14 protein-coding genes are annotated in these 21,839 nt (G+C 44.4%); all 14 read right to left on the minus strand.

The window, feature by feature from the left end; translation table 11 throughout:
* Positions 1–25: 25 nt before the first annotated feature.
* The 14 genes from MKY44_RS31395 to MKY44_RS31460 all read right to left on the minus strand — a co-directional run bounded on the left by MKY44_RS31395 (position 26) and on the right by MKY44_RS31460 (position 21,787).
* On the minus strand, positions 26–1,894 hold the full coding sequence (locus MKY44_RS31395) for an AAA family ATPase (protein WP_341010506.1): 1,869 nt from the start codon (positions 1,892–1,894) through the stop codon (positions 26–28).
* Positions 1,895–2,058: 164 nt separating this feature from the next.
* Complete coding sequence (locus MKY44_RS31400; RefSeq protein WP_341010507.1) at positions 2,059–2,802, minus strand: hypothetical protein; 744 nt, start codon at positions 2,800–2,802, stop codon at positions 2,059–2,061.
* Between the two features lie 155 nt (positions 2,803–2,957).
* Positions 2,958–5,168 carry a relaxase MobL gene (gene mobL / locus MKY44_RS31405; protein ID WP_341010508.1) on the minus strand — a complete coding sequence of 737 codons (2,211 nt, stop codon included), beginning with the start codon at positions 5,166–5,168 and terminating at the stop codon, positions 2,958–2,960.
* 73 nt (positions 5,169–5,241) lie between these two features.
* Positions 5,242–6,285, minus strand: a complete 1,044-nt coding sequence (locus MKY44_RS31410; RefSeq protein ID WP_341010510.1) for a hypothetical protein — start codon at positions 6,283–6,285, stop codon at positions 5,242–5,244.
* 243 nt (positions 6,286–6,528) lie between these two features.
* Entirely contained in the window at positions 6,529–6,999 is a 471-nt protein-coding gene (locus tag MKY44_RS31415; RefSeq protein ID WP_341010512.1) for a hypothetical protein, read from the minus strand.
* A 305-nt stretch (positions 7,000–7,304) separates the two neighbouring features.
* Complete coding sequence (locus MKY44_RS31420; RefSeq protein WP_341010514.1) at positions 7,305–7,709, minus strand: hypothetical protein; 405 nt, start codon at positions 7,707–7,709, stop codon at positions 7,305–7,307.
* A 32-nt stretch (positions 7,710–7,741) separates the two neighbouring features.
* Complete coding sequence (locus tag MKY44_RS31425; RefSeq protein ID WP_341010516.1) at positions 7,742–8,419, minus strand: hypothetical protein; 678 nt, start codon at positions 8,417–8,419, stop codon at positions 7,742–7,744.
* Between the two features lie 3 nt (positions 8,420–8,422).
* A complete protein-coding gene (locus MKY44_RS31430; RefSeq protein WP_341010517.1) occupies positions 8,423–9,058 on the minus strand; it encodes a hypothetical protein in 636 nt (211 codons plus the stop codon).
* Positions 9,059–9,282: 224 nt separating this feature from the next.
* Entirely contained in the window at positions 9,283–11,757 is a 2,475-nt protein-coding gene (locus MKY44_RS31435; RefSeq protein ID WP_341010518.1) for a phage tail tip lysozyme, read from the minus strand.
* A 176-nt stretch (positions 11,758–11,933) separates the two neighbouring features.
* Entirely contained in the window at positions 11,934–13,271 is a 1,338-nt protein-coding gene (locus tag MKY44_RS31440) for a hypothetical protein (protein WP_341010519.1), read from the minus strand.
* 220 nt (positions 13,272–13,491) lie between these two features.
* Complete coding sequence (locus MKY44_RS31445; protein ID WP_341010520.1) at positions 13,492–13,851, minus strand: hypothetical protein; 360 nt, start codon at positions 13,849–13,851, stop codon at positions 13,492–13,494.
* A gap of 203 nt (positions 13,852–14,054) precedes the next feature.
* On the minus strand, positions 14,055–18,854 hold the full coding sequence (locus tag MKY44_RS31450; RefSeq protein WP_341010521.1) for a hypothetical protein: 4,800 nt from the start codon (positions 18,852–18,854) through the stop codon (positions 14,055–14,057).
* A 98-nt stretch (positions 18,855–18,952) separates the two neighbouring features.
* Entirely contained in the window at positions 18,953–20,866 is a 1,914-nt protein-coding gene (locus MKY44_RS31455) for a hypothetical protein (RefSeq protein ID WP_341010523.1), read from the minus strand.
* 39 nt (positions 20,867–20,905) lie between these two features.
* A complete protein-coding gene (locus tag MKY44_RS31460; RefSeq protein WP_341010524.1) occupies positions 20,906–21,787 on the minus strand; it encodes a hypothetical protein in 882 nt (293 codons plus the stop codon).
* Positions 21,788–21,839 lie beyond the last annotated feature (52 nt).

Below are 21,839 nucleotides of genomic sequence, written 5' to 3' on the forward strand. Positions count from 1 at the left end.
GTATAATTAATCCTATAAATCTAGTTTACATTCGTCTCAATTTCTTCATGTCGATGGACCCGATTTCGATATTGGCAGATGATTTCAGCTTGCTTTTATTTTCATATGACATTTCCCCTATGACACGTACTCCCATATGTTTGGTATCAGGATGATTATTGATATATCGAGAAAGCGGCGCAACAACGTGTGCTTCCAGCAATGAAACTAATCCCCTCGCTCCCCCGGAATTGGTATCAATGTCGAAAAGATCATGAACCAAAAAAGTAACCACTTTTTTATCGATTAAAAGGTCAACACCGTGTGTTTGATACACAACCGCTTGCAGTGCTTCAAGTTTTTTAATAAGAATATTTTCATAAGTCTGCGGTGAAAGTGGCTGAAACGGAATAATGGCATTCAATCGGTTGATAATTTCTGGTGCAAACGATGGGTTTTTTATCAAAGCTTGACGAATGACTTTCTGATACGCTTGCATCCCATCAGAGCCATCATTACTTGTTGCGTAATGAGCAATGTCCTGATAGACCTCGTTACCTGCGTTCGTCGTTAAAATGATGTACGTATTGAGGAAACTCACTTCTCTCCCTTGCGTGTTGGAAAGACGCCCATCGTCCAACACTTGAAGCAATAATCGTGTAATAGACCGGTCCGCCTTTTCAATTTCATCTAAGAGGACAATGCTATGCGACCGATTCCAGACGCGATCAGTCAGTTCCTCCCGGAATTGATTGAGAGAAGACTCCAATGCGTATTCCGACATATCAAACCGGATCATAGCACGGTCATCCCCAAACAAAAGCGCAGAAAGAGCTTTAGCCGTTTCTGTTTTACCGACACCTGTGGGACCCGTAAACAAAAAGCTAGAAATGGGGCGCGTTTTATCGTGCAAATCAGCAACTGCAATTTGTAATCGATTTTCGAGCGTCTTCATCGCATACTGTTGGGAAAAGACCCGCTCATTAAGCTGCGACTCAATTGTCCGGCCATCGACCTGGAACGAAACCTGCACTCCCGTACTGTCATAAATCACCTCGCAGAGAAGTTTTCGATCCATTTTATATTCGCCGGGATACGTTCGCATCCAGCCAATCATACTATCGAGCATCAGAATGCTTTTACGCGGCTGAGAATCCGCCGGTACATAACGATTACTTAGTTCATAAATAAGGTCATATAAATAGTCATCATAAATTAAACCCGCGACCTTATGTGTTTTTGCGACAGACTTTAAGATGGAAACAACTGTTTCTTTGTTCGGCTCACGAATATTGATCCGCTGCAAGCGCTGCATGAGTGCTTGGTCTTTTTCGATATATTCGTGAAACTCAGCAAACGTCGTAGCGGCAATCACTTTGATTCCGCGACGTCCGCTTTCGGCAAGCGCTGGTTTGATTGCCTGAGCTGCAGCTGGAGAGAGCTGTACAAGCAAATGGAATTCATCCATAAACAAAACAAGTTCTGAGGATTGTTCTCCAGAAAAAGTGTTCGCTTGACTGTTTTCATCCGTACGTTCCACTTCGCGCTTGAATTTTTCAGCATCATCGAACAGTCCTTTGACCCGAGATGCCATTTGCGTGGCTCCATCCTCACCGTTGTCACTTGCTGCCATCTTCGCTAAATCCACTTCTACGTAAATTCGGTCAGTATCTCTCGCTAGCGTTCCTTGTACCAACATCGTTTTACCAGATCCCGCATCCCCCAGTAAGAATGCATTGGACAACTCGGCCCGGTTAAGCGAGGCGAGAAGCCGTCGCATTTCGTGTTCACGACCAAGAACCGGCCGACTTGGAGATTTCATGAATGTTGCGTATTTCGCAAGGTATGGGTATTTCTTTGTGTCAAATCCTTCTTCTGTTTTGAGTACCTCTTGTAATTCGAGTGCCATACCCATAGGTTTATCTCCTTTATTTATATGACATCTGCTCTTGATAGGAACTCGCATTGGGAGTGATTCAGTAATGAGCCATGAGAAGAGCCACATGGCAAGACAATAAGATGTCTACACCGTGTGGCGCCATATAGCCTACATCGGCAAATTCAGAAAAACATCCGTTGCTATTCCACGACAACAGCACGTCCGTGTTCGCTATTTTCTGGTAGCAAATTGCGAATATCCGCCTCAATTAATCCCGTAACAAGCCGACTTTTTCTGGTCAAATACTCATTAATATGTATATCAGTTCCTTGGCGTACTTCTTCGATTCCTTTTTCTACAGCATTCTGAACGTCCTCAATTTGTGCTACATTACTATCTAGTGGTATATCCTCTACCGTAGGTCTTAAATAGTTCTTCTCTCCAGAATCAACAAACCTTGACGTTTCTAATTTCATCTCTGAAAGTATTTCAAACGGCCGATCATTCTCGGGTAAATGCAGCGCTACATCCCGCGTAGCTGTTTCCGAATACTCTCTAAGCATTTGATCAGCCCGCTGTTGCGCAGGCGACAACGTAGCAGTGGTTCCCAAAGGCATCAACACTCGATTCTGCTCCTCATACTCAAGATGGGCTTCTTCCAGAACGTCGATCACATCAGATTGAAACCGATCTGTATCATCCATTTCGTTCTTCTGTTCCTCGTAAGATGAAAACAACTTCGATTCCGGACTGCCTGAGAGTGTACCAAACAACTCATTCAACGTATCTGACAACTCGTTGACCTCGCGGATACGAATTAATCGTTCCGCCTGTATCGCTGCATTGTTTGGATATTCATTCGTATCGTCTAATCTATTAAATTCTCGTGAAAAATACTTAGTCAGCCGCTGCGCGGCAGTCAGCATCGCAAATTCTTTCGTCATTTTGCGTCACCCTCTCTAATTGTTGAAGGAATATAAACATAAAACTTCACACAAAACACTCATGGCACAATAATATCTATGATTTATTATATCATAATCAAGTAATAATCATATCCCTGATTTTACAACTTATCCGAATAAATTCAGTCGTTCATTTACTCCAATTCTTCTTCTTCCTGTTCAATCATTTCCACGTGCTCAAGGCTTTGGCGCACCTGACGTGCCACGTTGACTGATCGATCAAGTGAGAGCGTATAGAGTTGGCGTTCATCCTGCGGATTCAAGTCTGCAAGCTTCACTGTTTGAATCAGACCTTCATCCATCGCTTTTTGAACAACCTGTTCCATATCTTCTATATCATGTTTAGCAAAACTTAGTGCCTGTAGTTCCTGCCCCGTCCCCTTTACGTAGATTTCAGCCGCTTCAGCCTGCTGTTTACGCGCTTGAAAGACGCCAGCGAACGATAGTGCGTTCTTCGTGTCGATCCGAGCATCGGGCTTATTATAATAATCCAGCCCCAGATGATGCACGTCCCAAGCCTTCACTGTATCAAAGTGCGTTGGGCTTAAATTTTCAGCTCTCGTCTTCGGCCGAACCGGCAAAACAAACCGGGTTTCTACCGTTCCTGCTTCCCGATCATAATCTGTAATTGCCCGCCACTCTTTCAGAGATGCAACTCCTTGTTTAAAACAGTCCATTGTATAATCACGTAAATCACGAGCATACTCATTTAGGGTCCTCTGATCAAAGCGAAGCGTTTCGCTAACTGTTTTCGCGATCCGTTTAAACCGCGACACCAGCGAATCGTATCTCGGTGTCATACGCTGAACGTTAGCCACATCTTGGTTATGATGGAACGACATGAAGGTTCGATATTTATCGGCAAGCCCCATATGGAACTCCAGTTCTTCTTCATAAAAAAGTCGCATGACGTGAGCAGTGTCATCGACAAATCCTTTTTCTTGGGCTATATCATAATCCGTAGCTAGCGCATAGTACGTACCAACGCTTTGCGAGTGCACGTTTTCCCGTGTATTGTAGCCTCTCACTCGTAACGCGAAGGTCGCCGGGTCAAACGCTCTAGAACGATTCGATTGTTTAAGTGCCTCTGCCAGTTCCTCGTCCGAACTCGATTGAATATCGGTCATCGTCGTCCGAGTCGTAAGTTCTGCAGGATCAATCCCTTTAAGTGTTTTGTAAAGCCCATTAACGGAACGCTCAATAATCCGCTCGCGTCCTTCCTTAATCAACTTCTTTTTTTCGCCATCGCTCAATTTATTTTTTGCGCTGGATTCCTCCGCATAATCTAATACAGCCTGCAATGCTTTGTTATACCCACTTTTATCCGGGTCAGCAGCGAATACTTTCTCGACGATCTGCACAGCAAGCTTATTGGAATGATTCATCGATTTTCGATTGGACCCATATCTCCATTCTTTCTTGTTTTTAGGCAGCCCAGCGACTAAAAGCTGAATTGATGAATTCTCATGAAGTGCCGCGTATGCGTAATCCTTGACGAATGCAACAACGTTGCGCCGTTCAATCGACGCTTGGCCGTTGAATGATTTTAGCTGACTCATATCTTCTAAATCGAAATGAATACCCTTACGTAGCACTGCTTTTTCACGCTCATTTATTTTTCCTCGATCTGCTCCGTCGCTTTTCATTCTCGTTTTCGAAAATTTGGTATCCGCTAGGGCAATATGAACATGCACATGACTTGTATCAAGTTGAATCGTACCGATCCATTCTGGATCGATAAACCGTCCAGCCGTCGTCATTCGTTCCACGCCGTTCATGACGGCATGCCTTAGCTTGAGCTGGTCAATATGACCTCGGTACGAGCCTCTACCTTTATGCTTGAATTCAGGATCTAATACACCTGTTTCTCTCAAGTAGTCCTCGGTAAAACTCAGAACAATTTTTTGAACGGAATGTCCTTCATCGAAAGAATTTTGAATGTTCTGTGAGTGCCTTTCTAACTCCTTATGCGTCAAGCTAATTCCGCCTCGACCGAATGCTCGACCGGACAACTTATCAATCTGCCGGAATTTTTGTTTCAGTACCAGCGGAGAACCATAAGCATCTGCGTTTTGTAGATCTTCATCATCTTTGGATACTAGACGCTCCGTCGCCTGATCCCGAGCCATATACCGGGTAAACGCCGCGCTGTCATATGCAACGTAAGCTTCGGCTCCAGCCGTTACTGACATCCGAACCGGTACAAGCACTTCTGTAGCGTCCTCACGAGCCATATAACTCATCACATACTGACCCGGCGACGATCCTCTCGATCCTTTTCCGGTGCTACTGCGAGCGTTATTTGTATATTCACTCTTGATCACGATGTCTTGCTTCATCCCCATCAAGGAATCTCCTTTCCCGCAAAAAAGCGATAAGGGTTAACCTTATCGCTTTCTATTTATTAGGAGCGAGCTCCTATAGACTTGGATCATCCACATCTGGGAAGCGATCATCGTTCTGATTCGCATGTCGTCGTTTTGAACCGATCCCTTCCTCAAATAAGTTCGGATCAAGTGGTTTTTCCGATTCAATTGTTTTGACAACCGTTATATGTTGCTGACTCATCGCATCCGCTTCTTGCTGCTCTTGCAGTTTTTCATTTCGATCACGCTCTTTCAGATCACGAATACGATCATCCTCGCTTATTTTACTCAAGCCCAACGTGCCTTTAATCTGATCCGTGATGTCAACTTCCTTATCTAATAGAGACGATGATATTTTAAACGAACCATCCACTTCATTAATAATTCGCTGTTCATTGTGGGAGGCAACCACGTCCTGAATCGGTGAATCAATTATAATTTGCTTCGGCTCTTCTGGTACTGACCGAACCATATCTTCGGTTTTTACGCCCTTCGTTTGTAGCTCAATTAGATTCTTTGCCGCCAATTGAACTAGATCGGCCAAATTCGTTCGTTCCGATGGATCATGCTTCTCATGCACAATGTTTACTGGATCAACTAGCACTACAGGAACAGTTCTTTCCGAAACAGCTGCTTCCGCTACGTCCAAATATGCGAGGTGCATGTCCCCTTCGGCATCAAACGTCTCCCCGTTCATGAGCTTACCCATCAAGAGCTCGAAACGTTCTTCCCGATATAATCCAGCCTCGATCAACACTTTAAGTGTGTCGTCTTCGAGAGGCTGCACATACGTGAGCGGCAGCTCTTGCTTATCATGCTTAAAGTTCAATGCCGAAATGTCGTCAGCGAAATCTCCCCAGGCCAATTCAACATCTGCTTCGACGTGAATCTGGGGACGTTTGAACCCCGACAGATTACTTTCGAATACAAACTTTATGTTATTCACCCGGCTGTGCATGACTGCTGGCACCTGATACATCCCAAACATTTGTGTCGACCCGTTCACGTCAAGCTGGCTTGCATTGTATTTAAGATCGAAAAGTCGGCGCATACGCATCCCATCATGACTCGCGCGATTATACGAGAATACTTCCATTTTTGCTTACGTCCCTTCTCTTTCGCCAGCACACCGCTGGTGTCTGACGCGGTTCCTTCTAGGCTTAATTATAATATCTCATTTAAAAGATTAACAATATAATTCGAACATAAAAACACTGTATGTTCAATGTTTTTTATTTAATTTACTTTGAATAATTCACCATTTACAATATAAAAAATTAACGCAAAAAATATCAGGGTCATTTCTTATGTAATCAGTATTCTTATAGCTATCGGCTACTTACAAGGAAGCTTCATCTTCGTTCTGTTGCTGTTCTTCTTCTATGATCATCGCTGCTTTCTTAGCTTCTTTTGCGGCTATCGTATTTTCTTTATGTTTTTCTCGGTTAAAAGGAATTTCCGGGGTTTTTAATGTGTTCGTATTCACTAGAAGGCCAGGGCCATTTTTGTTCATAAAGAGATCGGCTTCAAGTACCAGATCGTCACCTTCTTTATTAGCCGCAGCTTCAATTGCTTCCCACTGACTTGCCGAATACTCAGCCGTGAACGAATTTTTTTGCTGCCCATTTCGGTCTGTATATGGATCGTATACAAGCATCGGGTCTGGAAATACGTCTTCCCCTTCGCGAGTGTCATTTGAGATACTGAATGCTACATTTTTGCCATTCATGCCTTTTCCGGTTTGATCAAATGCACCTACAATATGTACCCGCTGATTCTTAAAACTCTGTCCCTTTTTGAATCCTGCCATGAATAAATACGCTCCTCTTTTTCATCTTTCAACTTCAATTATACAATAATTATACGTAAATAACGTTGAACAGCAAGGCGTTTAACAGAACAATAAAACACATTTGTTAAACAATCGAGCAAGTACATTGTTTATAATCTTCAAACATCGAGTTTACTCTTGATTTGCATAGGTACTCTATAAAGATCGAGCACATTTAACGGGCTTAGTGCGATAACTACAGCTCTTCAGTAGCGAAGCCGCTAGTAGTTGTACGTACCTTACCTTCGCTTCATGCATCGACAAAGCAAAAAAAAAAGAGCCGATTACTCGGCGTCCTTTTTTTCGCGTTTCATATACCATAAAATCGGCTTCGGCTGTTTGATCAAACAGCGCCATACAAACCTCATCCAAGCGATAAACCCATATACGGTCACGAGCATAATTGTGACGCATGTAAGAATCCAAACCATCGAATTCATATTGTCTAACGACTTGTCAGCCGGAACTCCTATATAACCCGCAACGAAAAGATATACAAACGGCATAAGTTGTACAAAAAGCGAAAGGCTCATGCCGAGCGTAAAAATCCCCACGGCCCGGGTCATAAACAGCGATACTTTACTCATGCTCGGCTCCCTTGCAGGCACAATACCGTCCTGCTGTGCTGCTTGAGATGCAACGACATTAAAAGCACGGTCGGTACGAGATTGAGCTTTGTTATTTTTCATTGAAGTGCAGTCTCCTTTGTACGTGCCTCGCTTTAATCGTCGAGCAACCCGGCACTATATCCAGTTCTCGCGCTCACCTCTGTGATCCTCCGCTTACCATCAGCAGAGTCACCGGCTGCAGTAAATTCAATAATGGCTTCACTCCGTTCCAGGGCATCCGTATTCACTAAATCACTGCCATCTTTATGCATGATATATTGCACAAAAGCGACATAACGCACTCGGTTCCCCTCAGCTGTGGTCGGAACAACATAAATACTGTCCATCGTTGTTCTTAACTTTTTGAAATCAATATAGGATAACATCCCGCTATTTATTTCAATCTTCGTATCGGGCGGCAGGTAGGTTTTTGTAAACGAATTATCTTCGCCTAACGATTCGATATACTGATTTCGTACGCCTTCATATTCAGTCCCGTTACTCCAACTGAAGGCAGCTACAAAGTATTTTTCGGCCTCCGCCGAATCCGATTGAATCAGTTCTGGATCAAGGCCTGTTACTTTTTTTACAGACTCCGTTTTTTGTGTTGCTACTTCGCCCTGCTTTTCGGCAATATCCTGTTCGGTTTGATTGAGCTTACTATTTAGTGACTCATACTCAGCATCAAGTGTTTTAATCTCATTACTATTCTTTACATACGTCATCCCCGATAGCACTAAAAGCAAGCTTGCTGCCAATATAAGCAAGAGCGGTTTAAACTTTGTCCACATCCCTTATGCCCCCCCTACATCGACTTCATCGTCCAAGCCATCTGTCGTATAGTGCCGACTGATATTAGTCAATTTATAATTAACCGTATCATATACGGCGAAGATTAGACCCGCCGATTTTCCACTTTTTGTCGTCATGCTAAATAACACGGGAACGTTCTCGGTATCTTGGTATGTAACAATTGTTTCGAGCTTGAGAGTCCAATCCGGATTCAACTTCCACGTTTGAATGTGATCACTCTCAGATGCATTCGTTAAACGTGTATTATCAGCTTTCGCTTTATCAAGCTCTTTGACCATTTTATCGTATGCGGCTTGATCCTCGGGTAAATCCTCATTAGATTTATAAAACGAAGTGAGGACATCTTCCACTGCAATAATTTCTGCTCCAATCTTTTTCGCGGACACTGTTCGTGATTGAAGAATTTCTTCATGTTCTTTTGAATCAAACGGCTCCTCTACCTTTTCCTTTGTAGACTGGACACCTTGTAACAACTCTTTTGTAGCTGCAATGTCAGATTCCAGTACATCGATTTTTTTGTTTTGCTGCCAAATGAAGAGAACAATAATCAAAGCAATCAAGCCCAAAACGATCGGTATCCCATAAGTCTTTAAAACGCTACCGGCTCGACTCTGCATATTCACAAACCCCTTCCTATATCATATTCAATTTTGTCGACACGATAATCATACTTTATACGCAATATGTACACACTTTATGCCTTATACTTCTCACATTTTATGTTATACGAAAATATTGCTTCATCATTTGTGTACAATTCTCATACTCTATGATAAAAAAAGAAGATATCGCTTGAGCAATTCCTTTATTATACTGTGTGCTCAACGTTTTATCAATGAAATCAGTATATTTCAAGCTCAGTCCATTGTGGTACAGCATCTGCAGGTTTGAAGAATTTCCAGTGTGCTTTTTCGTATCGATCTTTTTTAATCACACGCCAACTCCAGGAATAACTTAGATCTGGTGCGTTTCGACCACTAACACCTCGAATGTTTTGTTCATTGACAAGAATGTCTCCATTGGCAAATACGTGTTGGACGATACCTGTGTGTCCGTATTGGCTTGTTGTCGCATCACTGAACACAGCCCCGGCAGCCGGTATACCTGATACGGCTTGATCATAATGCTTAGCCCATCCATCCGCCACGTCCTTTCCGTCACCATACGGCCGCACTGTGGGCTTTCCATTCTGATTCCAGTCCGGATACAAGCGAATAAAGTAACTGTGTGCAAGAGCAGCACACTGATCCGGTATGATTCCGTTCGTCCAACCTGTGGCATTTCCCCAGGCGAGTCCTGCATCTTCCGGATTTTTAGCATACTGTTGAAGCGATGCGGGTAACGTTTGTCGGGACCACGGTACCAAAACCAGATCAGCTGGCACCTCGCCCGTACCATCAATTGATTGGTTACCGTAATGTGTCTTAATCGCATTACCGCAACCATCATCCTGGTAATAGGCCGCTACAGCGCTGTTACCTTCGGACCTTCCTACGTTGACGTCACTCAAAATACTATCAGCATACACCGTATCCGTCGTAGATCGATCAAGCACATACATGAAATTAGCCGAATTGTTAAGGCGCTGCGATAGCGATTTGTTTGGAGAGCTAAGGCCAATCCACGTGTTCATAAAACGCTCTGTTTCTTTCTCAACGTTGCTTGGCGCTGTATGTAAGAAATTAATTAATTGTTTCTGACGAAGGGAATCATCACCTTCGAGCATGAACTTAATCTGCGTATCGAAATCATACCAGTTCACGCCGTTTGTCTGTGCGTATTTGACCAGTAGTGTATTCCGTCCATTCGTCCACTGGGCAAGTCCGATACCCACATATTTGATTGCTGGATACTTGGATGCATACTTAGCATCGATCTTGCTAACGAGGAACCCCACACCCATCGCTGTCTGTTTGCGTGGTCCGATCTGAAATGGTTCATTATAAATCGTCTCTACTCCTGTTGGATCGAGCCCACTTTCGTGCTGTAAGTTCCCAAGAACCGCAGCTGTCTGCTCTTTCGAACCACCAAGCCTCTCGTATACCGACCAAAGCTTCACAGCATTTGCCTCACGAACAACTTCTAATTCCCCATCCAGTATATAATTTTGGGAGCCGTCTCTTACACTTGTATTCGCCGGAACGCAACTTCCGATTGAATCGTCTTTCAAGTTCAACTCTTCAATAACCCCGTAACCGAGTACACTCGTTATGCTAATCGAAACAGCCATCACGCCGGCAGCGATAGCATTACCAATGGCAGCACCTACGCCAAGAACCCCTGAAACAAAGGAACTAATCGCATTAAAAACCGTACCGATTACTCCAACTGCCTTACTAATGGCAGCCATAGCGAACCCTTTAAGCATCATCATCATTTTCATCATCATGACGCCCATCAAAGCTTGACCAGCAACGTTGCTACCAGCCGCCGTAGCGCCTATGATCTTCGTTGCTTTGATCCCTTTATCTACTGCTTTATCTGCCGCTTCCTCTGCTTTATCCGTGATGCCGTCGTCTCCGCCACCGGCCTGTTTTTTAAGTTTGTTAAACTCTTTTAATTTTTTTCGCGCACTGTTCGCTTGAGCGAGCCCAGGTGTCGAATCCATCGCTACGTCTGCCGCCTGGTGTTCGAGCTGATCTTTCATGCTCTTGTCGCTATAATCAACACCAGTGGCATTAGAAGTCAGGCCTTTCGCTTTATCCATCAAACCATCTTTCTTGTTTGAATTCCCTCCACTACCGTTTTTAGAAGCATCTCCCTGGTCTTTCTCTTTAGAATTCGGATTCGAATTCGACCGTTTTCCTTTATTTCCGTTTCCGGTCTCATCCATTTTATCTCGGCCTAAGTTCGCGCTATTGACACCAGCCGATCCACCTTTATTCGATAGAGAGGGCTCCTTGGCGCTACGATCCCCCCCTGGCTTGCCTGAGGCAGCCCCAGAACGATCTCCGTTTGCTGATTTAAATGCTGGATTGGATTTCCCTTCGTTTTCTTTTCTATTAGCCGCATTCGAAGCCTCCGAAGATCTACTCGATGCGTTTCTAACTCCACCTTCTGTTTTTGGCTTCGCATTACCTGCTCTCGAATCAGCTATATCATCTGTCCCTCGTGACGATGATCCGCTTCGAACACCACTCGCAAGTTTTGATCTTGCATCACCGCCAGCCTTCGGCTTCTCAACCGGTCTGTTCGTCCGTTCCTGAGCTTTGTTTCGTTGCGGTTTCTGAGCTGCTCTGCCACCAGATGGGGAATTGCTACCCATGCCTCCTCCCCCTGGTGGTTTCATTCCCCCTGTTCCCCCACTCATTCCCATGCTGCATGACTCCTCTCTCTACCCCCAACGTTTATATTGGGATTTAACCTTTGGTAAAGTAAACTAATTACTTTATAACATTGTAAAAATAAAAGCCTGCTAAGCGACGATAATTCTACTTCGCTCAACAGGTTTTACAATCAATCATTTCGCAAGCATCTGAGCAATAGTTACGTCTAGTAATAAGTTACACTTCTATTATTTTGTTGCTCTGAGAAACCGAGTTCTTGGGACAACACATCCGCATCGAGCACTAATAAACTACGCATCAAATCTCGCTGAACCTTTTGTTTTATTGAGAGATAAGAACGCCACGTTTGGAGAAGCGATTCCGTTGAATCTTTCGCTGCTACCTGAGCAGAAGGGCTGCTGCCCGTCGATACTAATCGTAAATCAAGTATCGATCCATCCTCGTTTTTCAAGCTGTTCACTTGCTCGACCTGCTCTTTACGAACCACATTATTGCTGCTACTTGCTATGTTCGTCGACTCTGTTTTCTTTTTCATATACGTATCGAACTCGGAAAGTCCACCCATGACCTGTTTGATATACCCCTCCCGAATCGTCTTCGTCGAATAGTCAATAAGGTGCGCCCCAGTCAAATTCTTCGCGGCAACCAATCCGCCATTTTCATCTATGTAGTCACCTTCGACAAACCACGGTGTCTTAGGAGCTTCATAACCAGCTGACACTAAGCGGTTCGTATACTCTTTTGCTCGATTCAACAGATTTCCCATCTCGCTTATTTGCGTTTTAAGTTCTTCATGAATCTTCTCATCTTTAGATTCTGCTACCAAAGCCGTATACAACTTGGCCGGATTCTGTTCCCCGGAAGCAAGCCAGTCCAATGTTGTAGTGTTATCCGCACCAGGATTTACATAAAAACGGCCCTGATCATATTTAGCGAATGACTCATCAGTGTTGTTCTTATTTCCACTCGTTCCTGTTCCGCTTTGAGCCGTTAATTGTTCGTTTGCCCGAATCGTCACATCCAAAATCTGTTTCGGGATGGGCTCCTCACTTTGGAAACGAATCACTCCATAACCAGTAGACCCGAACAACGAGAAGGTCGTTTTGGGTCCTGATTCCATACTCTTGTCATACCCTGTAATAAAAAGCTGATAATTGCTCGCATCTACGGACATTCCCTTTGGATCTTCTAAGCGCAGAAGCACCAAGACATCTGTGTGGTTCGAATCACCGAACACACCATCTACATACATTCTTTGACCAGATAACGAGAATGTGAAACTTTCCGTATACCGCGCTTGTGACGAAGCCTGCTTCGCTACATTTGATCGGTCTTGTGCTAATGACAAGCCTGAGAACAACAGAAGAAATGCGAGCGTTGCACTAAGTGTAATCGTAAAACGTTCCATCCGATGATGAGGCCCAAATTTAAGCCGGTCACGCAATCGGATTATACGTTCAAGGAACCCGACTTCATCTGTACTCTCCACTTCAACTTGCTCAGACCCTCGGTTTCTAAGTCCTTTTAATCGTACTTTGGCCAAACCGTAGTCGCCCCTTTCTGATGAAATAAAAATTAAAAATAACTTTAAAAATGCTGCATGTGTAGTATTTTGTTAATACTATTAACTAATATATCATGTAAATATCCATTTGAGTATTTTGCAAATTGAATAATATAAAACATATTTCTTGCTCGTTTAACCCAAAAAAGAGAGCGAAGATAATCCGCTCTCTTTCTTTTTGGTCGCGAATATCGAAATATTACTTGAAGAAGTAAAACTTCGAATACTCAAACAACATAATGGCGCCACCGGGAACACCCAAATCCGAGATCGTTTTCTGTCCACCGCCGGCAATATCCGTAACAAATTTAAAACCTTCAGTCCCTCCCAACACGCCACCTACGAGCAACAGAATAATAGAAATGGCCCAATTTGTCTGTTTTTTCCCATGAGACATCAACCCAGATGCAATTTGCCAAATTGCTATAAAAACGCACACCACACCGATGAGAGCAGCCGCTAAACCAGCCCACTTTGTTAGGGTAGTTTTGGAGTTGCCTAGAAAACTTCCCAGGTCCCAATCACCTGCCAAAAAAACGACCTCATTCAAAAGCATCACTCATTTGCCCCTCTTTCACTAATTAAATATGAATAAATAGTTTGCGTAATTATGTACAAATCACTGAGCGCACAGCTATTTAATAACGAAATTATTATAACATAGCCCTTTTTGGATGACAATACGATTTGGTTAACAACGTGCATACTTAGGTTAACAAATCGCACGGCCTTCCATACTCAGAACGACACTCGTTACCCAAATTATTCAATACTTTTACCTTGCACAAACGCTTCCCACGACTGCTGCATTTGCTTAGTACTCTCCACGATGCTTGTGCGATCTCGTAGTGCATCTTCACGAATACCCGAGCCAATCAATTCACGTCTCATATACAAAATACGTTCACCCAAGGCTTCAATCTGCTCACGCCCAGTTTGTGTAATCGTACCCGTTTTTTCCTGGTGAGTTAGACGAGCATGCAAAGCATGGGTGTGATTCAGATTAACCAATTGATTAATGATGGATGCTCCATCCTTACGAATCGGGCGAGTTGCCACCATTGGTTGGAAATTTCCTGTTTTCAGAAGTCCCTGTGCATGCCCCATCAAATGACCCATCTTTTCGCGTGAGTCTTTTATCTGACTCCGCAGTCCACGTATCTCGGACTTGGCATGTTCAATTTGAAGCGGTGAACGATGCTCACTACGCAGTGATGCCAAACGTTGCTCGGCTTGTTTCAACTTCGATTGACTTTGTTTGATTGTCCCAGAATGCTTAGTTACCTCTCGGCTATAATCACCATAGTTATTGATCCCCGCTGTTGCCAGCTCCGTGAAGCTTTTGTTTGCCGTTACTTTCGGCGTGGCTTGAACAGATGGCGTTTGTGTAACGTTATTCCATCCGGATGGACTTGTCATTGTTAACTTTTCGGCGTAAGCTTGCGCTGCTTTACGCTTCTCTCGTGCTGCTTGACGCTGAGCCGCCTTAACTGTATTCACTGGTGCACCGCCCTGCACAAGTTGGTCCACTTGGCCCTGCGCTTGCTTATACTGCAACTGGGACTGTTGGAATCTTGCTGTTGCTTGGTCGATCTGTACAGGAGACCCACTTGGCGCCTGAGTGACCCGATCAAGGTTACGCTGCGAATCCGACAAGTACTTCGAAGCTTTGTTAACACGTTGTTCATGCTTCGCGATCAACTCTTGCGGTGCCTTCATAGCAACAGCTTGATCATGAGCCGCTTGGGCATTCATGAAGAATGTCGACGCTTTATCAAATCGGTTTCTAGCTCCGCTTACTTCACCATAAGAACGACCAACCCTATGAGCCGTTTTCATATCTTGCTCCGCTGACAAAGCCTTTTGAACAACTTGACGCTGATCATCCATGCGCCTCCGTTGACGTGTGATTTCTTTCGCCGGAGCGCCTTGCGCTTGTAGTTCATTCAGTACACCCGCTTCTTTTTGAAGCGTGGCTTGCTGTTCAGACAAATGACGTGATGCGCTGGTCACATGATCACTCGTTACAAGGGATACAGGCGAAAGTGAAGCCGCTTGAGCGGCTGCAGGCGACATATTGCCACTGTTTTGCATCGCCTTATTAAATGCTCCTTGTGCGACTTTAGCGTCCTTACCTGCTTTATTGGCAAAACGCTGCGCTTGCATTACAGCATACGGTGAAGCCCCATTCGTTTTGAGTTCTTCCACACGAGCATTTGCTCGCTGAGCGATCTCATTTGCCCGATTGGATTGTTTGGCAAGTGTCGTCAGGTTTTGAGCGCCGCTTGTTGCCGTTCCACTCACCGAAGCAGTAGGTTTAATCGCTTCATCACCTTTATGCCGTAGGTGTGTTTGTCCCGATTCCTGATCAACAACTTCTTCAAACCCTCGGCTGTCTACAGCTCCAACAATGGCGCCAGCATCTACGCGTTTTCCATTCCGATCCGTTACGAATCCTTTATCATTGAGTGCAACCGGTACCATACCTTTACCAGTGCGAAGTTTCAGAGATTTTCCATCTGAACCCACAACATTCCCAGCTCTGTCCAACCCGAAATGTGCGGCGTCCTGCTGATCTTTCATAGCCGCGAACTTCTCGGCGTTGAAACGCATACTATCCAGTTTTTTCGCTTCTTTGGCAGCTGATACCGGCTTACCTTTTCCACCTGGGATATCAGCAATAGGAACTAAAACACCCTCTTTACCAAGTGCAACGAAGGCACCGTTTTGATCCACAAGTTGACCTCGATCATTTTGATGGAACGCATTGCCCGCTTCATCTCTGTACGTGTTGCCATGGCTATCCATAAGCGTGCCGTCATCAGCTACCATCGCTCTGCCACCAATCGTGCCTAATGGAGACATGCCACTGATTGGCTTCCCTTCCCCGTCAAGGGCATGTCCTTGAGCATCCTGCAGAATCTCTCCGTTCTCGTCAATCTTTTGACCACTATCGGTAGCATCCGGCAATTGATCATCATCAAGCTTACTACGAGCATCATCAAATTCATCTTGCAATAGCCCACTGGATGGTAGCCCGTTGATACCAGCCTCCTTGCCCAGCTCTTCGCCGAGCTGTTCTCGTCTGGACCCGATTCCATTTGCTGCACTCAATAGACTAGCGGCTCCACCTAACAGTCCGCCACTATCCGCATCTTTGGCGCCCTTAGTGAGACCTCCATCCTTGCCGATACGCCCGTTCGTCATATTTCCCACATCGAGACCTTTTCCGCCGGTACCTGTATCAAGCGCGCCCATCATGCGAGTGATTGCACCGGAGACAACCTCTTCCATCAATTCGTTAAAGACTGTTTTATTTTTGATCATAAAGATGGTCACACCCACCGTAATCGCGATGGTCAAGAAACTACCCACAAAATCGAAAATCAGACCACTGCCGAAATATTCCCCTCCCGCATCAATTAGACTGCTGAAATTGAGGAGGATCGTCATAATTAGATTTTCGCTTAACGTATAGAAGAAAATCATACCAATGATCTGAGCGATCAACACTGCGGTAGAAATGAGTAGTTTTGTGATAAAAGCTATCGATCCGAGCGCTGTTCCGAATACGCCGGAGAGAATACGTGGAATGCTTTTCATTGCGACACTGATCATAGCAATACCGTACATAATTGAGAGAATCGCTAAGCTAAGCATCACCGAAATGTTTTCCATCCATCTCGTAAACGACGACATACCTGAACCGCCAAATGCAACTGCTGCATACGAGTCACGAGACAAATCACTCGACGTTTTAGCAGGTGAATATACGGTCAATCCCGTATTTGAAAATGTCGTATTCAAAAAATTATACATCGCGATTGGCGAAAGACCACCAATCGTGCCTCCTTCGTTTTCTCTACCAATCGGGGCTACTTTTTGTGTCACAATCGAATCCATCCCAGGTACGTGATATCCTTTGTCCGCACTATAGCGCAAATTGCCCGCATTATAGATGTTAGAACTGTAAATACCAAACTGGTACAGCTCGTATTCAGCAGGACCTTCCGTGAACAGCCCCTTCGCGCTGCTACCGACTTCGTTATTTTCCCCATTCCAGTGGATCGGTTTAACCCAACCCGGATCGCCACTCCACGGGTTATACTTAGAAGTCCACGTCCGACTATCACTGGCCGAGAGCGAATACATATGTGCAATTTCCTGATCATTCGCTTCTGACGGATTCGATGCACGCATTTTTTGAATCTGTCCAGCAACTTCACCGTCATAGTCACTACCCGAATAGAGAGCGGAAGTCATGTGTCGACTCAGAATACTGAAGACTTTTGAAAATGAGCCCCGATTCAATTCGCCCGGAGTGGGCGAACCTGGAGCACCGGGCGGCAGGCCAGGGACAGTTGATGTAGGTGCGTCTACATCCGTACGATCCCCACCTTCTTTAAATATTTCACTAATATTCGATGTGCCCGAGTACCGATTTTTCAGCTCTTCGGCTCTTGTATTTGCTGCTCGGGTTCCGTTGATATCCAAAATAAGTTTCCTATTACTCAACGTCCTCCGTTCGTCTTCCTCATAACGCGGGTTTTTAATTCCACTCCCCTCCGGCGGGGCTAACCTAGAATATTTAACCCAGTTTTCGAAATCTACGTACGAGGAAAGAACCAAATAATCCGCATATTCAGAACCTACAGCTACTTTATTATTTAAATCTTCCACCACACCCGTATAACTTGCTCCAATCAGCGGTAAACCAGCAAATAGCATAAATACACGGAGCCCATATCGGCTAAACTTTTTCATAGCTGATCCTTTTACGTTAAAGACCAACACGCTGAATGTAGTCCAAACCAAAATTATAGGGAACAATACGTAGATCGAAAAATCTTGTACCGTGGTGTATAACGAACCGACGTATTCTGCAGCCCCTGACAAAATGCCTAAATCCGCGCTCGCCGTTCCATTGATTGCGGTTTCGAAAAGCTTAAATGGATTCAGTGCACTCAAAAGCATGAGTGCCGCGCGGAACAAAAACGGCGCGGCATTCGCTAGTAGATATACCAGAAGCATTATCCCTGATGCCAGTAATCGACCCATTGAAGCAATCCCTGGCCGAACCGTCGTGATTAAACCCATTTCTGTCAGTACGTCACCATAACCCGCATATTGAAAAAATGGATTGTTCAGACCTGCATGATAAACCGTACCGCCGCCATTATCCACGACGTTCATCAACTGATCATACGTGATCGTCGCCGATGCTGTAGTGAACGCGCTCATTAGCCAGCCTTTTATCCCGGTATCGTCTGATAAAATCTCAGCGTATCCGAGTAAACCACCTGCATTCCCAGCTGGTAAAAGGTCGGTGTTCTTGTTATCTTCAAGCATATACATGTGCTTGACCTGAGAGCCCGGTGCAAGTGCCGTTGCGAATTCGCGTGTTAACTCACTACCTCGCTGATACAACGATAAATCTGATACGCCATCATTTGCGGCAAACACATTGCTTACCGGTATGATAATCGACAGAGCGAGCAAAAGGACCATGACGCCCAAAATGGCTACGCGTCCGGCCCTTCTCCCATAAAATCTCAATCGCAAATACCCCAATCTCCTTGCCACCTTTTCTATTATCTATGTATGGAGCTATCTCACCCTGAATAGATAAACATGCATTACATCCGATATATCAGGATTTTTTATTGGAATCCCATCTGGATGTCATTCGCAAATACAATGTTATCGAAACCCCGGCGCAAATAATACCGATGTCGCTCTTTGTGCTCCAGCAGTACTTTAAGATCACTCGGTACTTCGTGTTTCAATGTAGCTTCATAATCATTGATCGTGGATTTCGTCATGCCTCCAAGAAGAGTATAATCTGCGGTATCAAACTGGTTAAATGCTCGATCTTCAATCATTCGATCGATTGAGCCATATATGTACACAACCCGTACACCATTATCATTGAGTTGTCGGAACTGTTCACTAACGTATTCCTTTACATTTTTGTCCAGGTGATCGACACCATGTAAAACCACAACGTCACCCAAGGATAGATTTCCCACCGCATAACCTAGCGCATTTACAAATTGTGCCATCATCACACCACGTCCTCGCTTTAACAGAGAACTGAAATCGTAAATCACGCGGTTAGACACTGCAGCCTGATCAATGATTGTTGAAGTCGTTGTATTGAACAAATCGCCATTGGTTTCGCGCATGTCCCGAAATCCAGTCCTAAGGAATCCATAGGCTTCTCTTACAGCCGGATCAGATTTATCGGCGTAGACCTCGCCTTGATAACCTGTTTCCAAATAAGCCACAAATTCAGGGAGCTTCGGCACTTCTTCGTGAGGAATTCCAACTAACCGTAGCTTCTTTCGATTATCCGTCGCATTTCTGGACCACATCCGCTTGTCTACGTAAAATTGGTTCAAAACATCATTTAATTCACCTTTAATCCGAGCCTCTTGTCCTTCGGGCATTTTTTGAAGCATCTGCACCATCAGATTCAATTTCAAAAGATGTGCCGCAAATATACTCAGTTCATCTTCAGGTTGTCCGAACAATTCAAAGGGGTTGATATCCCCCCGAGTCATATCTACATTGGATGTAATATCAGAAAGGTCTACTCCAATATCTGCAATCTTTGCACCGTTCAACACTAAATGGACGACACGCCGATTTCGAACAAGAGCGCTCATACCAAGTTTAGCTCCCCAGACGTCGACGCCCCGTTGCCCCTTAAAATCCCAAGCGGAAAGCGACTTCGCTTCCCCCCTGCCAGCAATAACCACGTGGGAATCATATTTATCAACATCCAGAATGACCGCTGAGTTGTTTACGTCTCCTTCCATCTGCCCGACGTATTCTCCCCTCGGGTCTTCAATACCCCGTGTGACTAAACTATAATTTCCGGCAAACTCACTTGAGGTAAACATAAAGTTCCGACCCATTTTATTTTCAACTTTTCCAAACAGGTTCGATAACTCTCGCTTTTGCTCACCTGTATACGCAGCGGCAGAAACCGTCTCAAATCGGTCTTTATATTGACGATTGATTTTGTTGATTGCTTCGTCAAGCTTATCCAGTGTTGGAGCTTTGACCAAAAGACGAAATGCCACTCGAAGGTAACTTGACCCATTCATTAGATCAGTTGCAACTTCAACAAGCTGCTGCTGTCGTTTATTGAGCTTCTGATTCGACGTCATTGAACCGTTCTTTTTGGTCTCTCCGGCTTGGTTATTGAGGAGTCCTTCGGCTCGACCTTGATGCTGAGCAATCCATGATTCACTCATACGTCCTACGTGCTCAAATCGACGTACGCTGACGTCTGATCCGAGATTACGTGGAATGAGATGAACACCCCAAAAATAGCTAAGAGCTTCATCTGCACCATTCTGGTGCAAAATCGTCAATATCGACGCAAACGAGTTATCGATTTGAAAGTAATCCGACTTAAAAAGAAATTTTGCTTTCGGTTTAATTGCTTTGAAAAACGGAAAATCACGAATCATGGATTTAGTTGTATTTTTGTTTTTACGCTCGCCTTCCTGCCTTTTCTTTTTTCTCATGACACTACTTAATCCTCGTGTTGGCGCATCGCTCATATGAGCTTTTTCCCCTTCCATCCGGTACTCCACTAACTATTAATGTATAACTTTAATGACTGAACCCATATAACGTTCCATTTCTTCGTAACTCAGGGTCTTAGCGAGCCTAAACATCAATCCCTCGTTTTCTACATCACCAATTAACAAATTCTCAAATTCCGATAAGGCTGCTTCGCTCGGAGCCCGAACGATCAAATACTGATGCAACGACGTTAAACCTTGTTGGTCGTTAATCGCATATTTCAAAATGTCATGCTGTTCGTCAAGCAAAGCAAGAAGGCCTTTTGATTTTACCTTCAGTTCTGCTTTCATCTCGGCTACCGCTTCCAATTGTTCATCAACCACATGTCCTTCATTGACGGTGTCGTAAATCACTTCGACGCCAACCGGCAGCTTCCGATAAAAACTGTCCACTTTATTGAGAACTCTTTGCTTGTCCTGTTCAAACATCAAAGCAGAAGCAGAACCGACAATGTGATAAGCGTGTCCAATTTGGCCGTCCAAATAATGAATTAATCCATCTTCAGGATCAACATCCTTGATGTTAAGTAACGCTTGAAATCGATACACCGAATCACTCATACGTACTGGAACATATCGGCCACTTTTAGGCAAGTAATTCAGCATAGAAAAAATCAATTCAATGCCCATTCGATTCGTTTTATCCGCTTTGATCAACAAAACCGACAAAATTGCCCACGTAATCGTGAAGCCCAGGATCACCGGGATGCCACCTTTGCCTACGAATGTTTGAGCGACCAGATAAAACCAACCGAACCCCGAAAGCAACACCGATAGAATAATTTTTGCGGAAACGGGCCTATTGATGCCCACACCATTTTTGGATTGGAGATTGAACTCCATATCGAAGTATGTAGCGTCTAACGTCGTTGGAATCTTAAATCTAGTTTTTGCCATAGGCAGACCCCACCTTTTTATGTAATTATCAAGGAAGTATCAAAGACATAAA

Origin of the sequence: Paenibacillus sp. FSL R7-0026 (genome assembly GCF_038004485.1) — a bacterium.
GTDB lineage: Bacteria > Bacillota > Bacilli > Paenibacillales > Paenibacillaceae > Paenibacillus > Paenibacillus xylanexedens_A.

What these genes read in the sequence shown, in the direction of transcription:
- MKY44_RS31395 (WP_341010506.1), bottom strand. Translation starts at nt 1,894, where the DNA reads ATGGGTATGGCACTCGAATTACAAGAGGTACTCAAAACAGAAGAAGGA.
- MKY44_RS31415 (WP_341010512.1), bottom strand. Translation starts at nt 6,999, where the DNA reads ATGGCAGGATTCAAAAAGGGACAGAGTTTTAAGAATCAGCGGGTACAT.
- mobL (WP_341010508.1), bottom strand. Translation starts at nt 5,168, where the DNA reads ATGGGGATGAAGCAAGACATCGTGATCAAGAGTGAATATACAAATAAC.
- MKY44_RS31455 (WP_341010523.1), bottom strand. Translation starts at nt 20,866, where the DNA reads ATGAGCGATGCGCCAACACGAGGATTAAGTAGTGTCATGAGAAAAAAG.
- MKY44_RS31425 (WP_341010516.1), bottom strand. Translation starts at nt 8,419, where the DNA reads ATGTGGACAAAGTTTAAACCGCTCTTGCTTATATTGGCAGCAAGCTTG.
- MKY44_RS31400 (WP_341010507.1), bottom strand. Translation starts at nt 2,802, where the DNA reads ATGACGAAAGAATTTGCGATGCTGACTGCCGCGCAGCGGCTGACTAAG.
- MKY44_RS31460 (WP_341010524.1), bottom strand. Translation starts at nt 21,787, where the DNA reads ATGGCAAAAACTAGATTTAAGATTCCAACGACGTTAGACGCTACATAC.
- MKY44_RS31410 (WP_341010510.1), bottom strand. Translation starts at nt 6,285, where the DNA reads ATGGAAGTATTCTCGTATAATCGCGCGAGTCATGATGGGATGCGTATG.
- MKY44_RS31430 (WP_341010517.1), bottom strand. Translation starts at nt 9,058, where the DNA reads ATGCAGAGTCGAGCCGGTAGCGTTTTAAAGACTTATGGGATACCGATC.
- MKY44_RS31420 (WP_341010514.1), bottom strand. Translation starts at nt 7,709, where the DNA reads ATGAAAAATAACAAAGCTCAATCTCGTACCGACCGTGCTTTTAATGTC.
- MKY44_RS31435 (WP_341010518.1), bottom strand. Translation starts at nt 11,757, where the DNA reads ATGGGAATGAGTGGGGGAACAGGGGGAATGAAACCACCAGGGGGAGGA.